At 38.5% G+C, this 18,297-nt stretch carries 16 protein-coding genes and 3 tRNA genes; 8 read left to right on the top strand and 11 right to left on the bottom strand.

The genetic code is table 11. The annotated features are described in order from the left end of the window. Nucleotides 1–963 carry an MBL fold metallo-hydrolase gene (locus RMB13_RS12330; RefSeq protein WP_281834582.1) on the bottom strand — a complete coding sequence of 321 codons (963 nt, stop codon included), beginning with the start codon at nucleotides 961–963 and terminating at the stop codon, nucleotides 1–3. A 106-nt stretch (nucleotides 964–1,069) separates the two neighbouring features. On the opposite strand from RMB13_RS12330, the gene RMB13_RS12325 reads away from it, so the two are divergent. Beyond that, nucleotides 1,070–1,444, top strand: coding sequence for a diacylglycerol kinase (locus RMB13_RS12325; RefSeq protein WP_198077521.1), 375 nt, complete (start codon nucleotides 1,070–1,072; stop codon nucleotides 1,442–1,444). 170 nt (nucleotides 1,445–1,614) lie between these two features. Here RMB13_RS12325 and groL read toward each other — a convergent pair whose 3' ends face one another. The 4 genes from groL to RMB13_RS12305 form a co-directional block, all read right to left on the bottom strand. Beyond that, nucleotides 1,615–3,249, bottom strand: coding sequence for a chaperonin GroEL (gene groL, locus RMB13_RS12320; RefSeq protein ID WP_005038745.1), 1,635 nt, complete (start codon nucleotides 3,247–3,249; stop codon nucleotides 1,615–1,617). A gap of 58 nt (nucleotides 3,250–3,307) precedes the next feature. Beyond that, complete coding sequence (groES, locus tag RMB13_RS12315) at nucleotides 3,308–3,598, bottom strand: co-chaperone GroES (protein ID WP_002120604.1); 291 nt, start codon at nucleotides 3,596–3,598, stop codon at nucleotides 3,308–3,310. A gap of 189 nt (nucleotides 3,599–3,787) precedes the next feature. Continuing rightward, nucleotides 3,788–4,546 (bottom strand): metallophosphoesterase family protein, encoded by a 759-nt coding sequence (locus RMB13_RS12310; protein ID WP_311085375.1) that lies wholly within the window; start codon nucleotides 4,544–4,546, stop codon nucleotides 3,788–3,790. Continuing rightward, the gene (locus RMB13_RS12305) at nucleotides 4,527–5,465 is read right to left on the bottom strand and encodes a diacylglycerol kinase family protein (RefSeq protein WP_311085374.1); all 939 of its coding nucleotides are present in this window, start codon (nucleotides 5,463–5,465) and stop codon (nucleotides 4,527–4,529) included. The genes RMB13_RS12310 and RMB13_RS12305 overlap by 20 nt, the downstream gene beginning before the upstream one ends. Nucleotides 5,466–5,857: 392 nt before the next feature. On the opposite strand from RMB13_RS12305, the gene RMB13_RS12300 reads away from it, so the two are divergent. After that, entirely contained in the window at nucleotides 5,858–7,690 is a 1,833-nt protein-coding gene (locus tag RMB13_RS12300; protein ID WP_004643846.1) for a phosphoenolpyruvate carboxykinase (GTP), read from the top strand. Nucleotides 7,691–7,731: 41 nt separating this feature from the next. Here RMB13_RS12300 and glpD read toward each other — a convergent pair whose 3' ends face one another. Both glpD and glpK read right to left on the bottom strand, forming a co-directional pair. After that, complete coding sequence (glpD, locus tag RMB13_RS12295; protein WP_270902154.1) at nucleotides 7,732–9,249, bottom strand: glycerol-3-phosphate dehydrogenase; 1,518 nt, start codon at nucleotides 9,247–9,249, stop codon at nucleotides 7,732–7,734. Between the two features lie 150 nt (nucleotides 9,250–9,399). Then, the gene (glpK, locus tag RMB13_RS12290; protein WP_311085373.1) at nucleotides 9,400–10,908 is read right to left on the bottom strand and encodes a glycerol kinase GlpK; all 1,509 of its coding nucleotides are present in this window, start codon (nucleotides 10,906–10,908) and stop codon (nucleotides 9,400–9,402) included. A gap of 381 nt (nucleotides 10,909–11,289) precedes the next feature. On the opposite strand from glpK, the gene RMB13_RS12285 reads away from it, so the two are divergent. Further along, nucleotides 11,290–12,621 (top strand): MFS transporter, encoded by a 1,332-nt coding sequence (locus RMB13_RS12285; protein ID WP_205468635.1) that lies wholly within the window; start codon nucleotides 11,290–11,292, stop codon nucleotides 12,619–12,621. Between the two features lie 116 nt (nucleotides 12,622–12,737). Next, nucleotides 12,738–13,160 carry a hypothetical protein gene (locus tag RMB13_RS12280; RefSeq protein ID WP_311085372.1) on the top strand — a complete coding sequence of 141 codons (423 nt, stop codon included), beginning with the start codon at nucleotides 12,738–12,740 and terminating at the stop codon, nucleotides 13,158–13,160. A 21-nt stretch (nucleotides 13,161–13,181) separates the two neighbouring features. Here the strand turns inward: RMB13_RS12280 and RMB13_RS12275 are convergent, their stop codons facing one another. Beyond that, nucleotides 13,182–13,850, bottom strand: coding sequence for a 50S ribosomal protein L11 methyltransferase (locus tag RMB13_RS12275; protein WP_311085371.1), 669 nt, complete (start codon nucleotides 13,848–13,850; stop codon nucleotides 13,182–13,184). 255 nt (nucleotides 13,851–14,105) lie between these two features. Then, the gene (folD, locus tag RMB13_RS12270) at nucleotides 14,106–14,954 is read right to left on the bottom strand and encodes a bifunctional methylenetetrahydrofolate dehydrogenase/methenyltetrahydrofolate cyclohydrolase FolD (RefSeq protein WP_311085370.1); all 849 of its coding nucleotides are present in this window, start codon (nucleotides 14,952–14,954) and stop codon (nucleotides 14,106–14,108) included. A 152-nt stretch (nucleotides 14,955–15,106) separates the two neighbouring features. Between folD and RMB13_RS12265 the strand changes: the two genes are divergently transcribed. Continuing rightward, nucleotides 15,107–15,180, top strand: a tRNA-Cys gene (locus tag RMB13_RS12265). Between the two features lie 11 nt (nucleotides 15,181–15,191). After that, nucleotides 15,192–15,277, top strand: a tRNA-Leu gene (locus tag RMB13_RS12260). Between the two features lie 110 nt (nucleotides 15,278–15,387). Here the strand turns inward: RMB13_RS12260 and RMB13_RS12255 are convergent. After that, nucleotides 15,388–17,151 (bottom strand): alkaline phosphatase D family protein, encoded by a 1,764-nt coding sequence (locus RMB13_RS12255; RefSeq protein ID WP_311085369.1) that lies wholly within the window; start codon nucleotides 17,149–17,151, stop codon nucleotides 15,388–15,390. Nucleotides 17,152–17,346: 195 nt separating this feature from the next. Here RMB13_RS12255 and RMB13_RS12250 point away from each other — a divergent pair. Further along, nucleotides 17,347–17,432: transfer RNA gene (locus RMB13_RS12250), tRNA-Leu, on the top strand. Between the two features lie 76 nt (nucleotides 17,433–17,508). Further along, nucleotides 17,509–17,850 (top strand): hypothetical protein, encoded by a 342-nt coding sequence (locus tag RMB13_RS12245; protein ID WP_215901092.1) that lies wholly within the window; start codon nucleotides 17,509–17,511, stop codon nucleotides 17,848–17,850. On the opposite strand, the gene RMB13_RS12240 is transcribed toward RMB13_RS12245, so the two are convergent. After that, entirely contained in the window at nucleotides 17,851–18,165 is a 315-nt protein-coding gene (locus RMB13_RS12240) for a DUF5713 family protein (protein ID WP_005038721.1), read from the bottom strand. Between the last annotated feature and the right edge of the window lie 132 nt (nucleotides 18,166–18,297).

Genomic DNA, 18,297 nt, shown 5'->3' with positions numbered 1-18,297 from the left:
TTATTTCTCTACGACATTATCAAAATAAAGTGGGATCCACTGATATTGCTCAGCGTTTACTTTATAAACATGACCAATGCCTGGAAATGGTAAATGTGGTGCTGCGACCCATTGCTGTTTATTTGAAATTTCAGCGAACATTTTTAAACGGGTATTAATTGCCTGCTCAGAATTCACATCAAAATCCACTCCTGTTTTTGGAGCATCAAACTGCAAAGAATGTGAGTGAACAATGTCTCCAACAAAAATGATTTGCTGATCATTACTCTTTAAGCGAAAGCTATGATGGCCAGGCGTATGGCCACGCGTATCGATCACTTCAAAGCCTTGAATGACATCACCATCTTTAAATGTCTTGAATGCTTTTTTTGCTTGATAAGGAGCAAGAGCAGTTTTTACATTTTTCACAGTACCTAAGTAGCTTTCTTTTTTATCTGCTGGCACTGTTTTTTCAGAAGCTGGATTTAACCAATAATCAGCCTCACGTTCATGTGCATAAACGGTTGCATTTGGAAATACTGCTTTTCCATTTTGAGCAATACCGCATACATGGTCTGGGTGTAAATGCGTGAGCAATACTGTTTTTACATTTGCCAGTTGATAACCTGCCAATTCAATATTTTTTGCAATCGAGCCAAGTTGTGGACCAAAGCAGCTTGCTGCACCACTATCCACAAGCGTCAAACTTTTGCCATCGTCTACTAAAAATGCATTGACTGAAGTTTGAATCCCCTTCTCATTCACAGCAGCATATTTAGTTAATATTTTAGTTTTCTGAGTCTGATTTAAGTTTTTAAACAAGTTAGGATTCAGATAAATCGTGCCATCAAGTAAAGAAGTTACACGGTATTTGCCAAATTGATGCTTATAATAACCTGGTACTTGTTGGGTGGGAGCTTGCTCAGCATACGTTGCGTGCATGCTACAAAATGCAAGACCCAAAGCTACATATAATTTTTTCATCTCTTCTTCTCTATTCAGTTATAAAGTCAAAATCTTTAAAAAAGATTTAATAATTTTTTAAGACGCAAATTGTATAATGCATGAAAAGTGTCAGAAATATAAGTAAATGAATAGCTATTCTCCTTATAAGGGTAAAAGTGGGCTCAAGCGTATATTAAATGCAACGGCTTACTCTATTTCGGGATTTAAAGCAGCCTATAAAAATGAGGCAGCTTTCCGCCAAATTGTTTTAATTAACCTTATTTTAATTCCAGTCAGTTTTTTTCTTGATGTGACCCGCAGTGAACATGTGTTAATGATTATTGTATGTTTGTTTGCAATGATCGTTGAACTGTTCAATTCAGCTATTGAAGCAGTGGTTGACCGAGTTTCTCTTGAAAAACATCAACTTTCTAAAAATGCAAAAGATATGGGAAGTGCGGCTCAATTTGTTGCACTTTCTATCATTGCCATTACATGGTTGTTCATTTTATTAGGATAAAAAAAACCATGCTTATAAGTAAATAAGCATGGCTGTAACAAAGAGGAACTTCTAGCTGCTGTTCCTGTTTTTAATATAAGTTATTGAACTTAACGATTTCTTAAAATTACGTGAAAAATAAAAAATCCCTGCATAAGCAGGGATTTTTTGGTTAAAGCGTTGATGTGTTATTACATCATGCCGCCCATACCACCCATACCGCCCATATCTGGAACAGCTGGTTTATCTTCTGGAATGTCAGTAATCATACATTCTGTAGTTAACATTAAACCAGCTACAGAAGCAGCGTGTTCAAGTGCAGAACGAGTTACTTTAGCAGGGTCAAGAATACCCATTTCTAACATATCGCCATATTCGCCAGTTGCTGCGTTGTAACCGAAGTTACCTTCACCAGCTTTAACTGCATTAATCACTACAGATGGCTCATCACCTGCGTTTGAAACGATTTGACGAAGTGGAGCTTCGATCGCACGGCGTAAAATGTTGATACCCGCAGTTTGATCTTCGTTAGCACCTTTTAGGTTGTCTAATACATTTACAGCACGTACTAGCGCAACACCACCACCAGCAACCACACCTTCTTCAACTGCTGCGCGAGTTGCATGAAGTGCGTCATCTACGCGGTCTTTCTTCTCTTTCATTTCAACTTCAGTTGCCGCACCGATTTTAATTACAGCAACACCGCCTGCTAATTTAGCAACACGTTCTTGTAATTTTTCACGGTCATATTCTGAAGAAGATTCTTCAATTTGAGCACGGATTTGTTGAACACGCTCAGCGATTGCAGCTGCATCACCAGCACCATCAACAATCACAGTGTTTTCTTTAGAAACAGTGATTTTGTGTGCAGTACCTAAATCTTGAAGAGTCGCTTGCTCTAAAGACATACCAACTTCTTCAGAAATAACAGTTGCACCAGTCAAGATTGCGATGTCTTGAAGCATTGCTTTACGACGGTCACCAAAGCCAGGAGCTTTAACAGCACATACTTTGATAATGCCGCGCATGTTGTTTACAACAAGTGTAGCAAGCGCTTCGCCTTCAACATCTTCAGCGATGATAAGAAGTGGTTTACCAGTTTTCGCAACTGCTTCTAAAACAGAAATCAATTCACGAATGTTACCGATTTTTTTGTCAACAAGAAGGATGAACGGGTTTTCAAGCTCAGCCGTTAAAGTATCTTGCTTGTTTGCAAAGTACGGAGAAATATAACCACGGTCAAACTGCATACCTTCTACAACGTCTAATGCGTCTTCGAAGCCAGAACCTTCTTCTACAGTGATTACGCCTTCTTTACCTACTTTTTCCATCGCTTGAGCGATAAGTTTACCAACAGTAGTATCAGAGTTTGCAGAGATAGAACCAACTTGTTCGATCGCTTTGAAATCATCAGCAGGTTTTGCGTTTGAACGGATATTTTCAACTACAGTTCTTACTGCGATATCGATACCACGTTTTAAATCCATTGGGTTCATACCTGCAGTTACAGATTTGATCCCTTCATTCAAAATTGCTTGAGCAAGTACAGTTGCAGTTGTCGTACCGTCACCAGCGATGTCGTTAGTTTTGCTAGAAACTTCACGAACAAGTTGAGCACCCATGTTTTCAAACTTGTCTTTTAATGAAATTTCTTTAGCAACAGTTACACCGTCTTTAGTAATGTGCGGAGCACCAAAAGAACGGTCAATAACAACGTTACGACCTTTAGGGCCTAAAGTCACTTTAACAGCATCTGCAAGTACGTTTACGCCTGCAATCATTTTTGAGCGAGCTGAATCACCAAATTTTACGTCTTTAGCTGACATATTAAACTCCGAATCTTTTTAAATACTGAATCTGATAATGGATTGAGTTATGGATTGATTAGCCTTCCAACACAGCTAAAATATCTGACTCTTTCATGATTAAGAGTTCTTCACCACTTACTTTCACTGTTGTACCTGCATAAGTACCAAACAATACTTTGTCACCAACTTTAACATCCAAAGCACGTACGCCATTCTCAGTGATTTGACCATTACCTACTGCAATTACCTCACCTTGCGAAGGTTTCTCAGCAGCAGAACCTGGAAGTAAAATACCACCAGCAGTTTTGGTTTCTTCTTCTACGCGACGAATTACAACGCGATCATGTAATGGACGAATGTTGCTCATAATTAACTCCACCAGACTAAGTCTTTTTGATTAATCGTTATTGCCATAATCCAGAGCAATAACAAAATATTTAGATGTCACTTTTGTGGGGATGAAAAAAAACGCTTCAAGGGGAAAATGAAAAAAAACTTCTATTTTTGTTTATTTTTAAGCCAACCACATCATTAAGAAATCTTATTAAAATTTAAGTTAGCTAGAAGTGAACTCTCCCTTCGTCGAGTTAAACCAATAATGATCAATTTTTCCCTCATTTGAAATGACATTAAAACTATTCGGAACATGATAATGCAAACGGCTAGATGTCGCTGTTCCTGCATGAATGTCATAAATAGGATGATCTATTTCTAAATGATAGATCTGTGTTAAATCATATACAGCCGTTTTATGTAGATGCCCATGTAACATACCGAATAGCCCTGTAGTACTCCATTTTTCGAGCGCTATTTTTCCTAATACAGGACAATCTTTAATACCATGCTCGTCATCAGGCGGGGTATAAAAAGGCTGATGAAAAACAACTAACTTAAGTTTATGAGATGGTCCTTGCTGTAATCGCTCATATGTAGCTTGTATTTGTTCAATCGAAATATGCCCACGTGTGTGATAACGGCGGCGTATACTATTTACGCCAACAATATAAAAATGCTCAGTTTCTAATGTGGGTTCAAGCTGACCAAAAAAATATTGATAGCGAGTAAATGGAGAAAAAAAACGGTTCCAGACATGATACAAAGGAATATCGTGATTACCCGGTACAATAAGATAAGGAATATTAAGACTATCTAAAAATTGGCGACAATTATAAAACTGTTGGTATCGAGCACGCTGAGTAATATCTCCACTCACAACAATAACTTCAGGTCTATGTTGGGTACAAAAAAGCCGAATCGCATCTAAACAGGCCTCAATTTCTGTTCCAAAATGCAAATCAGACAGATGTAGTAACATTTGGCACCATAATATTTAAAGCATTCTTTTCTACAGTGAAATTTAATGGTGTTTTCATCTCTAATATTTCACCATCTAAAGCCACGGTAAGTTTTGATCTTTTTGCACAATCTACCATCACATGGTCTGCACAAAAACTATAAACATCTTGTGCCTCTTCTACTTTGCCTTGAATCCACTGCCACAACATGTTTAATAAACTAAGCCTATCACTTTTTGTAATGACCACTCCAGCGACTCGCCCTTGTGCAGCACAATCCGCAATTCTTAGTTTCATATCACATAGTTGCAATTGATTATTACCAAAGAAAATTAGAGGTGTTTTGACTGGATATTTCTTACCATCAACCGTGACGGAGAGTTTCATTGATTTATTTTCTCTTAATAAAACGTCCAAAGCCGAGGTATAGGCATGTAAAGGCAAACGACCTAAGTATTTATTGTAGAGCTCGCGTTTTTTTATAAACAATGGATAAAGGCCTAAGCTCGCATTGTTCAAATAAATATGATCGTTAATCGTCGCAATATGTACAGAACGTGGTGTGCCTGTAGCGATGACTTCAGCAGCTTCTAACAAATCTAAAGGAATATCTAAAACTTTAGCGACATAATTAAAAGTCCCCAAAGGTAAAATTCCCATAGGGATATTGGTGTGTCGAAGTTTTGAAGCGACTGCATTTAACGTCCCATCACCACCAGCTGCAACAACGACGCCTAAATTTGCACTTTCACTATGCCGATGGATGACTTTATTCATCAAATCATCAAAGGTGACGCCCTCTGCTAATTCAAAAACTTGTATTTCAAAACCAAATTCAGTAAGTACAGTCATTAATTGTTCATACATATCTTCATGTTTCGAAGCATGAAAACCCGATTTCTGGTTATAGATGATAGAGAGAGGTTTTAAAGTCCGCATTTTTATTATCTTAGAGAGGATTTACCCTATATTTTGTATATAAAATCGCCTAATAAAAGTCTCTTTATGTAAATTTCGAATGATGATCATTTGTTTAATCAATAATAATTCTCAAGAAAAATTTAAACATCAAGTCATTGATTTTAAAAAAAATAAATAATATAAATAACACACATACAACATAAAAATGTAAAGAATAAAATACACCAAAAAACAATAAACTCATGATTTCAATCAAAAAAACTTAAAAATCAAAATATCTATTTCTTATTCTTTAGTCTTATTTTTTTTATGATTTTATGCTTTAATACAGCCACTTTTTTATTTGATCTTTCATTGTACCTCAATGAATGACTTGTACATTGTTGTACATATTTTGAATAGGCCTCACCATGACCACAGTGAACGCACCAGAATTCGTTCGTCATCCTAAGCTTATCGCATGGGTTGAAGAAATTGCAAACGTAACCAAACCAGCAAAAATCGAATGGTGTGACGGAAGCGAAGAAGAGTATCAACGTCTAATCGACTTGATGATCGCTAACGGCACCATGCAGAAATTAAACCAAGAAAAACATCCTGGTTCTTATCTTGCAAATTCTGATCCATCTGATGTTGCGCGTGTTGAAGATCGTACCTACATTTGCTCTCAAAAGAAAGAAGATGCTGGTGCGACAAACAACTGGGAAGAACCAGCTGTTATGCGTGAAAAGTTAAATGGTTTGTTTGAAGGGTCAATGGAAGGTCGTACAATGTACGTTGTGCCTTTCTCTATGGGTCCACTTGGAAGCCATATTGCTCATATCGGCATTGAGTTAACTGACTCTCCTTACGTTGCTGTTAGCATGCGCAAAATGGCACGTATGGGTAAAGCAGTTTATGACGTGTTAGGTACAGACGGCGAATTTATTCCTTGTATTCATACCGTAGGTGCTCCACTCGCTGAAGGGCAAAAAGACGTTGCATGGCCTTGCAACCCTGAAAAATACATCGTTCATTACCCAGAAACTCGTGAAATCTGGTCTTATGGTTCTGGTTATGGCGGTAACGCATTACTTGGTAAGAAATGTTTAGCACTTCGTATTGCTTCTGTTATGGGACGCGAACAAGGTTGGTTAGCTGAACATATGCTTATTCTTGGTGTAACTAACCCACAAGGTGAAAAACACTATATCGCTGCTGCATTCCCATCTGCATGCGGTAAAACAAACTTCGCAATGTTAATTCCACCAGCAGGCTATGAAGGCTGGAAAATTGAGACTGTAGGTGATGATATTGCTTGGATCAAACCAGGTGAAGATGGTCGTCTATACGCAATCAATCCAGAAGCTGGTTTCTTTGGTGTTGCTCCTGGTACAAATACCAAGACCAACCCTAACTGTATGGCAACTCTTCACAAAGATGTTATCTATACAAACGTTGCGGTGACTAATGATGGTGAAGTATGGTGGGAAGGTCTTTCTAAAGAAATTCCAACTAACTTAACTAACTGGAAAGGTCAACCTCACGTAAATGGTGAAAAAGCTGCTCATCCAAATGCGCGCTTCACTGTTGCTGCTGGTCAATGCCCTTCTATCGATGCTGACTGGGAAAATCCAGCAGGTGTTCCGATTTCTGCATTTATCTTCGGTGGTCGCCGTGCAGATACGGTTCCTTTAGTATCTGAAGCTTTTGATTGGGTTGATGGCGTTTATAAAGCTGCAACTATGGGTTCAGAAACCACTGCTGCTGCTGTTGGTCAACAAGGTATCGTTCGTCGTGACCCATTCGCGATGCTTCCATTTGCTGGCTACAACATGGCTGACTACTTCGATCACTGGTTAAGCCTTGGTGAAGAAGTAAGTACAAAAGCTGAAGCTGCTGGTAATAAATTACCAAAAATCTTCAACGTAAACTGGTTCCGTCGTGATGCTGAAGGCAACTTCGTATGGCCTGGTTTCGGTCAAAACATGCGTGTTCTTGAGTGGATCATTGACCGTTGTGAAGGTCGTGCAAACGCTGTTGAAACACCAATTGGTCTTGTTCCAACTTACGATGACTTGAACTGGGAAGGTACTGATTTCTCTAAAGAAGAATTTGACCTTATCACAGCTCAAAATAAAGATCAGTGGGTTACTGAAATTGAAAGCCACACTGAGTTATTCAATAAACTTGGTGAACGCTTACCAAAAGCATTAAAAGAACGCCAAACAGCTTTACTTGAAGCTGTAAAAACTGGCTTCTAATTGCTAAATATAAAAAAGGTCGCTATATGCGACCTTTTTTATTATGCGGCATCATCTTTTTGTCGACGTCCAGTCAAATAGCTTTCCAAATTTTTTACTTGTTTTTCATCAAATGCCAAACCTAGCTTAGTTCTACGCCACAATATATCTTCTGCCGTATTTGCCCATTCATTTTCACATAAATACTGAACTTCAGATTCAAATAAACCGTGACCAAAATCTTGTCCTAACTGCTCAAGAGCTTTTTGCTCATGCAAAATATTCCAAACTCTAGAGCCATACGCATTTGCCCAGCGCGTAGCAAGCTGCTCAGTTACCCCTTCCACTTGGTTTTGAATTCTTATAACTAAATCTTCAAGTGTGGTCCAATTCTCTGCACCAGGTAATACTTCATTTGCGGTCCACTCCTCTCCCATCTCTATGAAAAATGGGCTAAGTTGTTCCAGAGCTGATTCCGCTAATTTCCGGTAGGTCGTAATCTTTCCACCAAATACAGACAGCAAGGGAGTGGTTTTATCTTCCACTTGCAACGCCACAGTATAGTCACGGGTCACTGCTGAAGGATTATCTGACTCATCATCACATAAAGCTCGCACTCCAGAAAACTGACTTACAATATCTGCGCGGGTGAGCTGCTTTTTAAAATGTGAATTTGTCACTGCTAAAAGGTAATCAATTTCTACTTCTGTAATCTCTACCTTTTGAGGATCATCTAAATATTCCTGATCTGTTGTACCTATTAATGTGTAGTGTTCTAAATAAGGAATGGCAAACACAATACGTCGATCTTCATTTTGCATTATAAAAGCCTTATGGCAATCATACAGTTTAGGCACAACAATATGACTTCCTTGTATAAGCCGAATTTGATATGGCGATTTTAATTGTAGATTTTCACTAATAATTTCCTCGACCCAAGGACCTGCTGCATTCACTAAGGCTTTTGCACGTATTTGATAAAGCTCAGCCCCAGTTTGTAATTCCAGATGCCACAATTCTTGTTGTCTATAAGCTTTAATACATCGTGTCCGTGTTACAACTTTAGCCCCATTCTCTTTCGCTTGTAGCGCGTTTAATACGACAAGACGTGCATCATCTACAGTACAGTCAGAATATTCAAAACCACGGGTTATAGCTGGTTTTAAGGGACTATCTTCTTTGAAATAAATGAGATTTGACCCTAATAATTTTTCTCGTTTTCCTAAATGATCATAAAAAAATAGGCCTGCCCGAATTAACCATGCAGGACGTAAATGTGGTCGATGAGGCATAATAAAACGCATTGGTTTAATAATATGAGGGGCTTTAGCCAACAAGACTTCACGCTCTGCTAAAGCTTCTCTAACCAACCGAAATTCTTTATGTTCTAAATAGCGTAAACCACCGTGAATTAATTTACTGCTCGCAGATGAGGTATGACTAGCTAAATCGTCTTTTTCACATAAAAATACGGATAATCCGCGGCCTGCTGCATCATTAGCAATACCGACACCATTAATACCGCCACCAATCACGGCAATATCATATATTTTTGAATAATCATTAGCTTGTACTGTCATTTCTCATTTTCTTTTTATTGTTTGTGTTATTAAAAATTAAAACATCAAATTGATGAAACAACAATCAAAAAAGCAGAATAATCAATTTTAAATACCTATCAGGTTAGCCCGTCATTGATTACTCTGCGATTTAATTAGTTTAATAAGAAATCAATCCTCTGCCCAATTTTGACTACGCTGAACTGCCTTCAACCATCCCTTATACATAACTTCATTTTCTTCAAGACTGGTACTTGGTTCGAAAACTTTCTCTATTGCAGACTTATTCCTTAATTCATTTAAATCTTGCCAGAAACCTGTTGCCAGTCCAGCAAGAAAAGCAGCACCTAAAGCCGTTGTTTCTTTCATGGTTGGTCTTTCAACTGGTGTGGCTAAAATATCAGCCTGAAATTGCATTAAGAAATTATTAGCTGTTACTCCCCCATCAACTCGGAGTGTTCGAAGCTCTTCTTCTGCATCTTGCTGCATCGCGTCAAGTACATCTCTTGTCTGGTAAGCAATTGACTCTAAAGTTGCACGAATAATATGCTCTATACTCGCTCCACGAGTGAGTCCAAAAATTGCTCCGCGAGCGGTCGGATCCCAATATGGAGCACCTAAACCTGTAAAGGCAGGTACTACATATACGCCATTACTGTCCTTTACGCGTGTTGCATAAAGCTCCGAGTCTTTAGCGTTCTTAATTACTTTCAGCTCATCACGAAGCCACTGTACGCAAGAGCCGCCATTAAATACGGCGCCCTCTAAAGCATAGTTCACTTCACCATGTGCACCACACGCAATCGTCGTCAGTAAGCCATGCTCTGAACGGACAATCTTTTTACCCGTGTTCATTAATAGAAAGCAACCTGTGCCATAAGTATTTTTTGCTTGTCCAGGTTCTACACACATTTGCCCAAAAAGTGCAGCTTGTTGATCCCCTGCTATACCTGCAATTGGAATTCCAACCTCTTGCCCACTAATTGTATGTGTATAACCATACACCTCCGATGAACTACGTACCTCTGGTAGCATTGCTTTAGGAATATCTAAAGCTTGTAAAAGTTTCTCATCCCATTTAAGCTTTTCAATATCAAAAAGCATTGTTCGCGAAGCATTGGTGAAATCAGTGACATGGGCTGCGCCATTGGTTAATTTCCAGATTAACCATGTATCGACCGTACCAAATAATAACTCCCCTCGCTCGGCCCGTTCACGGCTTCCTTCTACATGGTCCAGAATCCATTTTATTTTGGTGGCAGAAAAATAAGGGTCAATTACTAAACCTGTCACTTTACGGACGTGATCTTGCCAACCCGCCTTATGTAATTGATTACATATCTCTGTCGTTTGACGGCTTTGCCAAACAATTGCATTGTAAATAGGTTTTCCTGTTTTCTTATCCCATACAATTGTGGTTTCTCGCTGGTTTGTAATCCCAATTGCCGCAACTTGTTCACTCTTAATGCCAGCTTGAGCCAATGCCTCTACCCATACCGCACTTTGTGTCGCCCAAATTTCCATAGGATCATGCTCGACCCAACCTGGTTGAGGATAAATCTGAGTAAATTCTTTTTGAGCAATACTGACAACATTCGCATCATGATCTAAAACAATTGCTCTTGAGCTTGTTGTTCCCTGATCGAAAGCGACAATATATTTTTTCGGGCAATTTGACATCTGAACGTCCCTTTCATTATTTACACACACTAGCTCATGACAATAAAACATCATGTCTAACTGCATTATCTGCATTATTCAAAATTTTCTTTGGAATATATCATTGTTTTTAACGCATATATTGCTTCTTAAACTAAACATTGGTCATTCTTGATCAATTTTCTTATCTTTATGGGAAAATAATGTGCAGTAAGTCAAAATTTAGCTACAAGAACATGCGAATTGTCTAATTTGAAATCACATAAATATTCAACCTATCCCTTTGCTTAAATAATAAACATTGTTTTACAGACATAAAAAAAATAAAGTGAAATACTCCTCTAGATAATATGTAAAAACGGAATAAATTCTCTCTTTTTTAGCATTCAACCCAAGCGAAACATGGAGCGACCCATGGTTGATCAATCTTCTACAGTAACAACTCCACAACCTCATTTAGATACAAAAACTCGCCTAAAATCAATTTTAGGTGGTTCTGCTGGTAACCTTGTCGAATGGTACGACTGGTATGTATATGCCGCATTTACCCTCTATTTTGCTCATGCTTTTTTCCCAAAAGGTAGCCAAACTGCACAGTTGCTACAAGCTGCAGCTATTTTTGCTGTAGGTTTCTTAATGCGCCCAATCGGTGCATGGATTATGGGGATCTATTCAGACCGTAAAGGACGTAAAGCAGGCCTTACACTTTCCGTCACTTTAATGTGTGTCGGTTCTCTACTCATTGCAGTCACTCCTTCCTATGAAAGCATTGGCGTATTCGCTCCACTACTTTTGGTTGTCGCACGTTTAATTCAAGGTTTAAGTGTAGGCGGTGAATATGGTGCAAGCGCCACCTATTTAAGTGAAATGGCTGAAAGAAATCGACGTGGTTTTTTCTCAAGCTTTCAATATGTAACCTTAATTGCAGGACAATTGACGGCTCTATGTGTTCTTTTAATATTACAAATCGTATTAACCGAACAACAGTTACATGATTGGGGATGGCGCATTCCATTCTTTATTGGCGCTTTACTTGCCATTGTTGTGTTCCGTATTCGTCGTGGCTTATTAGAAACACAATCTTTTAAAAATGCTCAAGCTGAAAAAGACCAGCCACAATCAGGCATGTTTGCTTTATTCAAGCACTACCCAAAAGAAGCTTTTACAGTATTATTTTTAACAGCTGGCGGAACTTTAGCTTTTTATACTTACACCACTTACCTACAAAAATATTTAGTGAATACTTCCGGATTTACAAAACCCGAAGCCACTCAAATTACCACTTTAGCGCTATTTATTTTCATGTGCTTACAACCTGTAGCTGGTGCTTTGTCAGACCGAATCGGACGTAAACCACTCATGATCGCTTTTGGTGTAACTGGGGTTTTATTTACTTATATTTTATTTAATACCCTTGCAACCACACATAATTATTGGACTGCTTTCTGGTTATGTTTGGCAGGTCTAGTCATGGTAACGGGATATACATCAATTAATGCCGTGGTTAAAGCTGAACTTTTCCCTGCTCATATTCGGGCTTTAGGGGTAGCTTTACCCTACGCGATTGCCAATACCTTGTTTGGCGGTACAGCAGAGTTCTTTGCTTTGAGTTTTAAAGAGGCCGGTCATGAATCTTGGTACTTTATTTATGTAACTATTATGATCTTCATTTCACTCATTATTTATATTTTTATGAAAGATACTAAGCATCATTCAAAAATTAAAGAACATTAATATTTTACCAATAAGCGCTAATATCGCCAGCCGATGTTAGCTTAAATCGTGCGATTAAGCCCCAACAATCGTTGTGTTTATGAGATACTAGAGATAAGAATATAAGGATGATACTGATGAATAGAAGTATTTTATGTTTGGCATTAAGCAGCATGTTTATTTTAACTGCTTGTCAGACCACCCCTCGACAATATAATGGCTCAACTGGCTATCAGATTGAAAACCAAACAAAAACTTCCGCAACTTTAGCTTATACATTGGCTAGCCGTACTAATCAGCAATTAGATGAACGTAAATTGCAACGTGCTTGTCAAAATGTATTGGGTTCTCAAAAAGTTTATAAATTGTCAGTTCTCAGCATTAATGAGATTTCAAACCCATCTCAACAAGAACATTATGGTGTTCAATTGGGTGAAACTCGTGCCTCATTTGGTTTATCTAATACACCAAGTTTAAACAATGGTGAAGATTATGCGACTCGCCAAGCGCTTGAAGCACGCCCGAGTACACTAAAAGTCGTTCGTTATACTTGCTCATAATATAAAAAAAAGACGCTGTTTTTACAGCGTCTTATAAAAGCTTACATTTCTAAATTCTTTTGCTTCATCAAGGTCTGGCCATGTTGATGCACTTCTTTCATCAATCTTTTGATATTTAGGATGACTAAAGTTTTTAACACGGCTATCTGCGACCCAGACTTCGGGTGCAAACTTTAAAAACTCATCTAAGAAGAAACGGTTGCACTGGTCATATAACACATCGGCTGCCAATAAAATATCAACCTGTTCAGCTTTATATAAATCGTCTAAATATTCCAGCTCAACATCATTTAACAAAGCATTTTCGCGACAGGCTGCAAGACTAACTTGATCAATATCACAACAAATTACTCTTTTAGCGCCAGCCATTTTTGCTGCAATTGCAACAACACCAGAACCCGCGCCAAAATCTAATACTACTTTATCTTTAACATGATGCGGCTCCGTAAGTATCCACTGCGCCATCGCCAAACCAGATGCCCAACAAAAAATCCAATACGGCGTGTCATTCCAGATACGGCGAATCACTTCATCATCTAAGCGATCAGTTGGAAAAACTGGCGGAATCAACCATAAAGAAATAGGTGTTTCCGGCAACTGCTGTGCTATTAACTCACAATGAGGGATGACTTCATGCAAGGCTTGAAGTAAATGTTCAGGGGCTTTGGTCAATTGAAAGGTGCAGCTCATCAGATTTCTTTTAATTCATTTTTATAACAAGCATAACAGAGTCATTCCATTATGATTTGAATTTTTAGAATAACCTTCGGTTGGACCTACTTTTCTTCCGGGAAAAGTAGGCAAAACCATTGTCATCCGCAAAACTCGGCAGATACTCTCTAGAATCGAAAGCATCGCAGAAACATTAATTTTTCAATGTATTTCTGCCTCAAACAATTGCGGATGACGGTTACGCGTATCAATAACAGCCTAACGTTAATTAAATTAACCTAAAGCTTTTTCAGCAGCTTCTACAGTTTGACGAATCAAAGTTGTAATTGTCATTGGACCTACACCACCTGGTACTGGTGTATATGCAGAAGCAATTTCTTCGATACCTTGTAGCTGGATATCACCTACACCACCGCCATCACGAGGATGGAAACCAGCATCAACAACCACTGTACCTTGTTTAATCCAATCTTTTTGAATAAGTTCAGCCTTACCCACAGCACCAACAATAATGTCAGCCTGTTTTACAAGCTCAGGTAAGTTTTGGGTGCGTGAATGACAAATCGTTACTGTTGCATTGGCTTGCAAAAGCATCATTGCCATTGGTTTACCTAAAATTGCTGAACGACCAACCACAACTGCATGTTTGCCCGCAATTTCAATGTTGTTCTCTTTTAGGATAGTCATAATGCCAGCTGGAGTTGCTGAACCATATGCAGCTTCACCCATTGCCATACGGCCAAAACCGAGGCAAGTCACGCCATCTACGTCTTTAGCTAACGAAATCGCATCAAAACATGCGCGTTCATCAATCTGTGCAGGTACAGGATGTTGCAAAAGAATACCGTGAACATCTGGATTGGCATTAAGCTTTTCGATTTCAGCTAATAATTGTTCTGTTGTAGTTTCTTGTGATAATTCAATTTTTAAAGAATCCATCCCTACTCGACGGCAGGCATTTCCTTTCATGCGTACATAAGTTGCAGATGCGCCATCATCCCCAACCAAAATAGTCGCCAAAATCGGGGTACGACCTGTTTTAGCTTTTAAAGCTTCAACACGTACCGACAAATTTTCTTCAATTTGCTTTGCTAATGCGCGACCGTCTAAAACCAATGCCACAGCACATCTCCAAGGTAGACATGAATTTAATATGCCAATAATACATGATTATTTGGACAATTTTATTCTAGATGTTGCTTTTATGTTCATCTTCACTAAAAACAGTATTGTTTTTTCTGTAAAGGTTGCTAATATGTGCATCACCAAATGTAGGCGGGGTGGCAGAGTGGTCATGCAGCGGACTGCAACTCCGTGGACGCCGGTTCGATTCCGACCTCCGCCTCCAAATTTGGTAAAGCCCGGGTGGTGAAATAGGTAGACACAGGGGATTTAAAATCCCCCGCCCACAAAGCGTGCCGGTTCGAGTCCGGCCCCGGGCACCATTTTCTAATATTGAAAATGGTGCCATAAAGAATCCAGCGTAAGCTGGTTTTTTTATGCCTATAAAAAAATAAAGGATGCTACTTAGCACCCCTTACCCTACCGAATATATCTAAGCGGTTTTTTGCTTATCTTTTTCAGGTGTCAAATTCATATCTAATACCAATTGATATTTTCGACTTGTATCTACCTTATATTCTGCATTTTTAATTGAATCTACAAAAATCCAGTTCGACTGCACCTGTGCTTGATCCAGCGTAACCAATAAATAGCCCCGCTGATTTAAATTACAATAAGCCAATTCATCAATAAGCGTAGTAAAGGCAAATTCAAACTGCTGTAGTTGAGCCATTGGAATACTTAAATATTTTTCGAGGCCTGGTGAAGAAACTGAACTCGTCGCCAATTCAACCCCAACATATTGACCTTTTTGGCTATACAAATAAGATGCCCATGCATTATGAGTATCGCCTGCCAGAACAATAACTTTCTTATTCAAACTAGCTAAGCTTTCATATACGGTTTCACGTTCAGCATAATAACCATCCCAAGCATCGAGGTTATATGGCACTACTGTTGTGACTCGCGTTTTCTCTTGAGCAGTTAATGTTGGATCGCCCTGTTCTAATCGCAATTTCAAGGTGACTAGCTCTGTAATTTGCGCATTCATTTTAGCCAAGGTTTCAGCCGAAGCTCCGCCCGAAGTAATTTGTCCTAAAGACAACAATAACTCAGCAGGAATCCACATCTTACTCATTAGAACTTGCTGACCAATCACATTCCATGTTGCTGTAGATTGCTTCAATTTATCAACCAACCAATCCCTTTGTGTATAGCCCATTAAAGTACGCTTTGGATCAGTTAAGTCGACCTGAAACTTTTGAGCATTCAAACCAGCAGCTGTCATATAATCAGCATATTCAAGCTGTTTATCACGCGCAATAATACGCGTATCCAACATCGTCAGCTCAACCAATGAACCGAAATTAAACTGTCGGTAAATATTTAAATGATCTGTGCTAGTAACTGGTCGAATAGGCATCCATTCAAAATAAGCTTGTAGAGCAGCTAATTTACGATCAGAAAAAGACCCTTCATCACTTTGATGATTTTCGGCCCCATCACGCCAAGTATCATTTGCTAACTCATGGTCATCCCAAATTACAATAAAAGGATGACGCTGGTGAGCTGCTTGCAAGTCTTTATCTTGACGATAAAGTGCATAACGTTTGCGATAATCATCTAGTTTGATAATTTCTTTATTATTATCTGTTGGTAAGGTTCGACCAAGTTTTGCTGCATCTTCCGCCGCATAGCCATCTGCCCCATACTCATAAATATAATCACCTAAATGAATAATGACATCGACATTCTGCTTTGCCATTTCACGGTAAACATAAAAGTAACCTGCCGGATAGTTCGAGCAAGAACATACGGCAAAAGTAACTTTATTAGTACTTATTGGTAATGTTTTAGTTTGACCGACAGATGAAATTTTATTCCCAAAACGGAAACGATAATAATAAATGGTATTCGCCTGTAATCCTGCTGCATCCACCTTCACCGTAAAGTCGTCAGTCTTGGTCGTTTCAACCATCCCCGTCTTTAAATTCTGCTTAAATTGATTATCAGTGGCAATTTCCCAAGTAACTTTAAGGCGTGCATTAAGATCTACTGGTGTTAATCGCGTCCATAAAATCACTTTATCTTGCAAAGGGTCGCCGCTCGCAACTCCATGTAAAAAATCTGCTTGTGCCTCTGCACTTTCATCGTCTGAGCCATCGTTACAACCCGTGAAAGCTACAGGCAAAGACAGCGCCCCAAAACCGAATAGACTTTTTTGAATTAATTCTCGGCGTGAAATTTTCTCTGACATACAACTACCTAAGTTTTAAGCAATGAGTGCCTTAAACTTAAGTAGATAAGATGAACAACTGATCTCAATTTGATGAAGAAATTATGACTTAAGTAGATCTTATTTTTAAATACATGTACGAACTGATTGAAAATAAAGCAAACTATCCGATTTTCTCTTGCCAATCGCCGTCTTGTCATCTATTATTGCGCACATGCCCGGGTGGTGAAATAGGTAGACACAGGGGATTTAAAATCCCCCGCCCACAAAGCGTGCCGGTTCGAGTCCGGCCCCGGGCACCATTTTCAAATATTGAATTTGGTGTTACAAAGAATCCAGCGTAAGCTGGTTTTTTTATGCCTAATTAAAATGAATTTTATGATAAGAATATTATTACTTCTGTGTAGCATCCTTTCCATATCCAAGGTTTACGCTACAGATCTTTTTTCTGGCACTATTTCTTTCAAAGATAACAACTGGTACTTTTCACGCTGCTCTATTACCAAAGATGATTACTTAATTAAAGCACCTGAGCAGATCATAGATAAATTCAAAGCATTACAACAAAAACGAGAAACCTATTGGATCAGTTTATTAGCAGATGCCGATTATCAAGAGAATGGTGTTTTAGTGTTAAAAATTAAAGAAATAAACGAAATTCACTCAAAGGCATCTTGTCATTTATTAGATGCATTTGAAAATATTGAGAATCGAGAGTAATCACCACTCTCGATTCATAACCAGCTCTTCCATCTCAAGATCTAAATATCCTGCACCCTGCGCCACCATCATCATTGCCTCAGCAATATAGTCAGCAGCACTATCATCTAGTGAAGAATCCAGATCTTCAAACTGTGGTTTCATTTCATTAATTTCAATAACAGTTTGATGAGCATATCGATAGATATCCTGATCAGCTAAAGCAGACTTTTGAACTTTTTTGGCAAATTGTTCAATTAACTGCTTGAGTTCAGCGACTAAAATATCTGGATAATACTCATCATCAAACATTGGGAGAAGTAAGTCTTCGAACATACAAAAGTTTACACAGCAGCAGAAACCTGCCGCTTATAACATATTTTCAAAATAATAACGACAAATTTCCCTGACTCAATCATCCAATCCATGAAATTAATTAATCATGATTTGTTTATAAAAGCTTATTTT

Source organism: Acinetobacter sp. V102_4 (assembly GCF_031799005.1).
Taxonomy (GTDB): domain Bacteria; phylum Pseudomonadota; class Gammaproteobacteria; order Pseudomonadales; family Moraxellaceae; genus Acinetobacter; species Acinetobacter calcoaceticus.
Note: the sequence above shows the minus strand (reverse complement) of the source record. Positions and strands in the feature narration are given on the sequence as shown.

Bases quoted from the DNA above. Each gene is read 5' to 3' on its own strand.
- RMB13_RS12330 (WP_281834582.1), bottom strand. From the start codon at position 963: ATGAAAAAATTATATGTAGCTTTGGGTCTTGCATTTTGTAGCATGCAC.
- RMB13_RS12325 (WP_198077521.1), top strand. From the start codon at position 1,070: ATGAATAGCTATTCTCCTTATAAGGGTAAAAGTGGGCTCAAGCGTATA.
- groL (WP_005038745.1), bottom strand. From the start codon at position 3,249: ATGTCAGCTAAAGACGTAAAATTTGGTGATTCAGCTCGCTCAAAAATG.
- groES (WP_002120604.1), bottom strand. From the start codon at position 3,598: ATGAGCAACATTCGTCCATTACATGATCGCGTTGTAATTCGTCGCGTA.
- RMB13_RS12310 (WP_311085375.1), bottom strand. From the start codon at position 4,546: ATGTTACTACATCTGTCTGATTTGCATTTTGGAACAGAAATTGAGGCC.
- RMB13_RS12305 (WP_311085374.1), bottom strand. From the start codon at position 5,465: ATGCGGACTTTAAAACCTCTCTCTATCATCTATAACCAGAAATCGGGT.
- RMB13_RS12300 (WP_004643846.1), top strand. From the start codon at position 5,858: ATGACCACAGTGAACGCACCAGAATTCGTTCGTCATCCTAAGCTTATC.
- glpD (WP_270902154.1), bottom strand. From the start codon at position 9,249: ATGACAGTACAAGCTAATGATTATTCAAAAATATATGATATTGCCGTG.
- glpK (WP_311085373.1), bottom strand. From the start codon at position 10,908: ATGTCAAATTGCCCGAAAAAATATATTGTCGCTTTCGATCAGGGAACA.
- RMB13_RS12285 (WP_205468635.1), top strand. From the start codon at position 11,290: ATGGAGCGACCCATGGTTGATCAATCTTCTACAGTAACAACTCCACAA.
- RMB13_RS12280 (WP_311085372.1), top strand. From the start codon at position 12,738: ATGAATAGAAGTATTTTATGTTTGGCATTAAGCAGCATGTTTATTTTA.
- RMB13_RS12275 (WP_311085371.1), bottom strand. From the start codon at position 13,850: ATGAGCTGCACCTTTCAATTGACCAAAGCCCCTGAACATTTACTTCAA.
- RMB13_RS12255 (WP_311085369.1), bottom strand. From the start codon at position 17,151: ATGTCAGAGAAAATTTCACGCCGAGAATTAATTCAAAAAAGTCTATTC.
- RMB13_RS12245 (WP_215901092.1), top strand. From the start codon at position 17,509: ATGATAAGAATATTATTACTTCTGTGTAGCATCCTTTCCATATCCAAG.
- RMB13_RS12240 (WP_005038721.1), bottom strand. From the start codon at position 18,165: ATGTTCGAAGACTTACTTCTCCCAATGTTTGATGATGAGTATTATCCA.